We start from the raw sequence: 5,455 nt of genomic DNA, 5'->3' as shown, positions 1-5,455 counted from the left end.
GGCCTGCGTGCGCAGCCGGTCGGTGCTGCCGGGGTGGCCGGCAACGAAGACCAGGTCGCCCTCGGCCAGCGGCTTGCTGGCCAGCTTCAGCACGCCGCTGGGCTTGGCGGGCTTGCCGTTTTCGTAAACGCGGGCCAGCGCGAAATCCAGCGCAAAGCGCGGATAGACGAAGTTGTCGTCGTCGCCGCCGAAGTTGGCGGCCTGGGCATCCGGCGCGAAGACCAGGCGCACATCGTCCCATTCCTTGTAGCGGTACAGCGCGTAGCGCGCGCCGCCATAGAGCGCCACCACCTGGCAATGCAGCCGGGTGTTTTGCTGGCAGTCGCGCTCCAGCTTGGCAATGACGCGCTTGCGGGACTGGTTGCGGGTCGCGTCGTCGTCGGCCGCGGCAGAGGTGGCCAGGCGCACGCTGTCGCTCACGTCGTCGCTGGATTGCAACACCTTCAGCACCGTGCCCGGGCAGCGCAGTTCCTCGGCCTGCGTGCGCGCCAGGAAGCCGTGGCCGTCCAGGTCGCGCTCGGGCGTGGAGAGCCGGGCGATGCAGCCGCGCGCCACGTGGTGGTTGGTCAGCACCAGGCCTTGCGATGACACGAAAGAGGCCGAGGCCCCGCCGAAGTTGACCGCCGCCTTCTGCAGTTGCTGCAGCCAGCGGGCACTGAGTGCCACACCGTGCTGCTGCTGGATCGCCGCCAGCGGCGGACTGTCGAAAGTCCACATGCCTTCGTCGGCAGCGGCGGCCAGGCTGGCCAGCGCCAGCAGCGAGGCGACGGCGGCAGGCAGCAAGCGGGTTGAAAGGGAGCGGCGAGGCAACGAATGGGCAGCAAGAAGTCGGCTGGTCATGCGCAAAAGACTGTGGCAGCGGTCAAACGGTCAGTCTACGCCGGGCACCGGATGCGGATAAGCTTGGCACATCCTCATGCCTGAACCCTTGCCCCCGCCCGCCCCGCTGGAACCGCCGCCCGAGCGGGATGCGCGCTTTCCGTCGGCCGTCGGTGCGGTCTGGTTGATGCTGGTGCTGATGCTGCTGCAGGCCCTGATCGGCGAGGCCTTGTACGGCGCCAGCCAGGACCTCGGGCTGGCGGAGCCTGAGGTCACGGCGCTGGTGCTGATCCTGTCCTACGGGCTGCTGTTCAGCGTGCTGCTGTACCGCAAGGGCATTGGCTACGGCGCGCTGTTCCATGCCGGCCCGAGCTCGGCGATGGCCACGCTGGGCGTCACCGCGGCACCGCTGCTGCTGATGACGCCGGGGCTGGTCATGGGCATCTCGACGCTGGACGACATCCTGGTCCGCCTGGTGCCGCTGTCCAGCCACGACACCGAATTGTTCAAGCGCATGAGCGACACCTCGCTGTCCACCGTGCTGACGGCCTGCCTGATCGCCCCGGTGCTCGAAGAGCTGCTGTACCGCGGCGTGATCCTGCGCAGCTTCCTGGCGCAGTACGCCGCCTGGCCGGCCATCGTCGGCTCGGCCGTGCTGTTTGGCGTGGCGCACCTGAACATCTACCAGTTCATGGTCGGCCTGCTGCTGGGCGTGTTGACCGGCTGGTTGTACGAGCGCACCCGCTCGGTTGGCCCGGGGCTGCTGCTGCACGTCGCCTACAACAGCTTGATCACCTGGCTGGCCAGCGACAACACGCCACCGCCGCCCGGCAGCGACGGCGACATCGGCATGGGCTGGTGGGTGCTGTCCTTGATCCTGATGGGGGTGGGCCTGCGCTGGCTGGTGCGGCTGCTGTCACCACCGGGCACGGCTCCTGCTCGCGATGTTGGCTAGCATGGTCCGAGGCTGCGGCCTCGCCGCATTCCCAGGACCTTGAAAGACATTCGCCCGATGACCACCCGCCCTTCGTTCCCCATGTTTTCCCGCCGCTTCCTCGCTAGCGCCAGCTTGATGGCCAGCCTGATGGCCGGCCTGGTCGCCTGCCTCGGCAGCGCACAGGCCGCCGAGCCGGCACCGGTGATGGCCTGCGACCAGCAGGGCTCGCTGCCGGCCATGCCGCCCGTCGCGCCCAAGCCGATCCAGATCCACGAATGCGCCAGCTTCAGCGGCGGCGCCATGGCCGCGCAGGTCGGCAAGAGCTGGTGCGAACAGGCCAGCCACGCGCCCTTCGAAGGCGCGGCGCCGCCCAAGGTCACGATGCTGGCCAGTTGCGCTCCGGGTGCGCTGGCCAAATGCGACGTGACGACGCCGGGCGGCGACGTGGTGATTTCGCGCCACTACTACCTGGCCGATGCAGGCGCCGGTGGGCTGGAAGGCCTGCGCAAGACCTGCGAAGGCTCGGGTCGTGCCGTGAAGGGCATGACCCCCGGCAAATGGACCCAGTTCTGATGCACCCGATCCTGATCACCTCTTGAAGGAGCCTCGCGGATGGTGGAAGCCCATGTGCTGGTCGGTAATCCCCACACCCGCAAGGCCACGCTGCTGCGCTGCCTGACCGGCTGTTTCAACCGCAACGTGCGCGACATCGCGCTGCACGGCGGCGGCCAGGTCAAGCTCTATGTGCGGGTGGCCGCGCTGCAGGACTCGCGCACCGATCCAGCCGAGTTCATCAACGAGGTGGCGCGCAGCCGCTGCCAGCAGGTGGCGTTTTCGCTGTGGCCCGAAGCGCATCCGCATGACAGCGAACGGCTGCCGGATGCGCAGGCCTACCTCGCGGCATTCCGCAGCGCTGGCTGGAAGATCAGCAAGGTCGCGGTGCTGGGCGCCCATCCGCTGCGGCTGGACCTGAAGAGCGGCGTGGCGCAGTTTCCCAATGTGCTGCACCAGCCGGTCAACAGCTCGGCCCAGCTGATCCGCCAGCACTTCGGCTGGCAGTGACGCCCGGCTGAGCCAAAAAGGCCCGGGATGAACCGGGCCGACATCAAGGCGCCCAGGCGTTCTCCACCGCCCAGCGCGTGTCGTTCAGGTAGCTGCCCGAGGTGTTCCAGTCGCTGCCGCCGGTACCGTCAGCAATCCAGACTTCGGCAGCGTAGTGGCGCAGGTAGCGGTTCGGGAAGTTGCTGGCCGAGAAGCGCGTGCCGCTGCTGCCGTCGGGCGTGCCTTCGGCGCAGAAGGTCGCATCGGCGCGGTAGAGGTCCGAGTCCTCCAGCGGATCGCGGCGCACGCGCGAGTTGCTGTGGCGCAGGTACTCGCCAGGGAAGTTGCGCGACTCGAACGAGTAGCAGCTGCCATCGGCCAGGCCGGTCACGATGTGCCAGGTCGCGTCCAGCTTCAGCGTGTCGCTGCTGTCGGCAGCCACCACTTCGGTGAAGGCCAGCCCGTCCTGGTGCCGCACGTAGCGGTTGTCGTAGCCAGGCGTCAGCACCCGCAGCGAATGCATGTCGCCCGGATTGATCAGCACGCTGCTGCGCCACCAGCCGGTGGCCTGCGCCCAGGAGGCATCGGCGCGGAAGCTGCTGCTGTCCTCGAAGGCATTCAGCCAGAGCTCGGCATTCATGTGCCGCAGGTACTGCCCCGGCAGGTTCTTGGACTCCAGCGACAGCCCGCCGCCGCCATTGAGCGCCTTGCGCGGACAGAAGGTCGCGTCGCCGCGGAAGCCTTCGCTGTTGTCGCTGGCGTCGATGCGCAAGCGGTCAGCCGCGTGGCGCAGGAACTGGCCGGGCAGGTTCACCGCCTCGAAGGACAGGCAGCTGCTGTCGGCCAGTCCGTTGACCACCTTCCAGGAACTGTCCTGCTTCAGGCCGGCGGGGCTGCCGGCGTTGACCACGTCGGTCACGCCCAGGCCACTGTCGCCATGGCGCAGGTAGCGGTCGGTCACGCCGGGGCTCACGGTTCTGAACGAGTACGAGCTGCCCTTGCGCAGGTAAGGCACGCCGGCGATCAGCGCCTGGTGCGCTGCCTTGACGCGCGCGAAGTCCATTTTCTGGACCTGGCGGTCATAGGTCAGGAAGCCGTTGAGCTCGTCCTCCACGTCGGAGATCTCGGTGTAGACCGCCGCACTCAGGCCCTTGGACGCCGAGAGCTCCCGCAGGCTGTCGACCTGAGCCGCGTAGACATTGGTCAGCGTCGCCGAGTCTGGATAGAGGTTGTAGCAGCAGGTCGAATCCGGGTTCCACATGTGGCCGTCCACGCGCAGGCCGTTGCCACCGAACTCGCCCAGCACCGAGATCCGGTTGGCTTGCCAGGCCGGGGCAGACGGGCCGGGGTAGTCGTGCAGGTCGATCAGGTCGCCGGCACCCGAATCGCCTGGGGCGAAGTTGATGCCCGAGTGGGTGTTGATCAGCCGGCTCGGGTCCCAGGCCTTGAACTGGTTGGCCATGCCCACCATGTCGAAGTCGCCCCAGCTTTCGTTGAAGATGACCCAGGTGACGACGGCCGGCGAAGAGCGGTGCTCGTCGACGATCTCCTTGTCCTCGACCTTCACGCGAGCCTGCACGTCGGCATTGCTTTCGGCGTCCCAGGCGTGTGGCATGTCCTGCCAGACCATCAGGCCCAGCTTGTCGGCCCAGTAGAACCAGCGCTGCGGCTCGACCTTGATGTGCTTGCGCACCATGTTCATGCCGAGGTCCTTGATGGCCTGCAGGTCGGACTTCAGCGCGTCGTCGGTCGGCGCGGTGTAGAGCCCGTCGGGCCAGAAGCCCTGGTCCAGCGGGCCGTACTGGAAGACGTATTGCCCGTTGAGCAGCGGCCGCGGCACGCCGTCGACGATGCCGATGCTGATCGAGCGCATGCCGAAGTAGCTGCTGACCTCGTCATGCACCTTGGCACCGGCCTTCTTGCGCAGCCGCACCTTCAGGTCGTAGAGGAAAGGATCGCTGGGCGACCACAGGTGTGCGTTGGGCACCGGCACGGTGAATTCAACGTCGCCCACGCCGCTGCCAGTGCCGACCTTCTTGCCGCCGGAGGACGCCACGGCATCCACCACCAGGCCGTCCAGGTTGTCGCCGCGCACGATGATGCGCAGTTGCTTGTTCGGCAGGTCCGGCGTCATGTCCAGCCGGGTGATGTGGGCTCTGGTCACCGGCTCCAGCCACACCGTCTGCCAGATGCCGGAGGTGGGTGTGTAGAAGATGCCACCGGGGTTCAGCGTCTGCTTGCCCAGCATGTCGTCGCCGGTGGTCGGGTCGAAGGCGCCGACCACCAGTTCGTTCTCGCCGCTCTTCAGGTAGGGCGTGATGTCGAAGCTGAAGGCGTCGTAGCCGCCGCTGTGCTGGCCGACCTGCTGGCCGTTGACGTAGACGGTGGCCTTGCGGTCCACCGCGCCGAAGTTCAGCTTCACGTGCTTGCCGGCCCAGCCGGCCGGCACCGTGAAGCTGCGGCGGTACCAGAGGTTGCGCTCGTTCATGCGCTGGATGCCGGAGAGGTAGGACTCCACCGGGTACGGCACGCGGATCTGCTCGGGCTGGGCCGGGAAGGCCGGCGCGGTGGCGGGCGGGTTGTCGGCATCGGGCGCGGCGGCGCCGCCGGTATAGCTCCAGCTGCCGTTGAGGTTCAGCCAGTCGGTCCGCGCGACCT

At 67.8% G+C, this 5,455-nt stretch carries 5 protein-coding genes; 3 read left to right on the top strand and 2 right to left on the bottom strand.

Annotated features, from left to right (window positions below; genetic code table 11):
• Positions 1-783: S46 family peptidase (locus FKP22_RS19825; RefSeq protein ID WP_211361480.1), on the bottom strand; the 783-nt coding region annotated here is incomplete at its 3' end.
• A 145-nt stretch (positions 784-928) separates the two neighbouring features.
• Between FKP22_RS19825 and FKP22_RS19820 the strand changes: the two genes are divergently transcribed.
• From FKP22_RS19820 to FKP22_RS19810, 3 genes are read left to right on the top strand one after another with little or no spacing between them, the layout of a single operon-like run.
• A complete protein-coding gene (locus FKP22_RS19820) occupies positions 929-1,774 on the top strand; it encodes a CPBP family intramembrane glutamic endopeptidase (protein ID WP_170200975.1) in 846 nt (281 codons plus the stop codon).
• 57 nt (positions 1,775-1,831) lie between these two features.
• Positions 1,832-2,329: a hypothetical protein gene (locus FKP22_RS19815; RefSeq protein ID WP_141289425.1), complete on the top strand. Its 498-nt coding sequence runs from the start codon at positions 1,832-1,834 to the stop codon at positions 2,327-2,329.
• A 39-nt stretch (positions 2,330-2,368) separates the two neighbouring features.
• A complete protein-coding gene (locus FKP22_RS19810; RefSeq protein ID WP_141289424.1) occupies positions 2,369-2,818 on the top strand; it encodes a hypothetical protein in 450 nt (149 codons plus the stop codon).
• Positions 2,819-2,861: 43 nt separating this feature from the next.
• Here the strand turns inward: FKP22_RS19810 and FKP22_RS19805 are convergent.
• The coding region (locus tag FKP22_RS19805) for an AbfB domain-containing protein (RefSeq protein ID WP_141289423.1) at positions 2,862-5,455 on the bottom strand (2,594 nt) is incomplete at its 5' end.

Source organism: Ideonella azotifigens, assembly GCF_006519715.1.
GTDB lineage: Bacteria > Pseudomonadota > Gammaproteobacteria > Burkholderiales > Burkholderiaceae_C > Ideonella > Ideonella azotifigens.
This window is presented reverse-complemented; position numbering and strand designations above follow the sequence as displayed.

Bases quoted from the DNA above. Each gene is read 5' to 3' on its own strand.
- FKP22_RS19815 (WP_141289425.1), top strand. From the start codon at position 1,832: ATGACCACCCGCCCTTCGTTCCCCATGTTTTCCCGCCGCTTCCTCGCT.
- FKP22_RS19810 (WP_141289424.1), top strand. From the start codon at position 2,369: ATGGTGGAAGCCCATGTGCTGGTCGGTAATCCCCACACCCGCAAGGCC.